Annotated in this window: 1 protein-coding gene; it reads right to left on the bottom strand. The window is 76.4% G+C overall.

All coding sequences use genetic code 11. The features are described 5' to 3' along the window. Positions 1-322 (bottom strand): hypothetical protein (locus FOE67_RS29905; RefSeq protein WP_438874334.1); only part of this gene is annotated, 322 nt, incomplete at its 3' end. Positions 323-423: the final 101 nt, after the last annotated feature.

Below are 423 nucleotides of genomic sequence, written 5' to 3'. Positions count from 1 at the left end.
GGCGTTCGGCGCCGGCCGCGGGAACGCGTCCCTTCTCCCCGGGACCCGGGGAGGTCTCCCGACGGCGGAAGAGGACGCCCCGGGGGACCGCGCCGGCGGTCGTCGCGCCGGGGGTATCGGGGTGCGCCGTCCGCCCCTCGGCATCCCGGAACTCGGGTTCGCCGATGAGTCCGGAGACGGCTCCGCCGCCACCGGGCCGCTCCGTTGCCGGATGTCCCCGGCGACGCCATCCCCCGGCCCTCCGGGGGCGCTCGTACCCGCCGGGCCGCTCGTTCCGATCCCCGTCGTCGTCCGGGCCGGCCCGGCTGCCGAAGAGCGTCATCCGCTCACTGTAGCCGGCGAGGACTTTCCCCGGTGCGGGGGAAAGCGGGTGAGAACCCGGGGGGAACAGGGAGGAAAAGCACGAGGGGACGGGGAGAGGGC

The organism is Streptomyces calidiresistens (genome assembly GCF_014141525.1).
In the GTDB taxonomy this organism is placed as follows: domain Bacteria; phylum Actinomycetota; class Actinomycetes; order Streptomycetales; family Streptomycetaceae; genus Streptomyces; species Streptomyces calidiresistens.
This window is presented reverse-complemented; position numbering and strand designations above follow the sequence as displayed.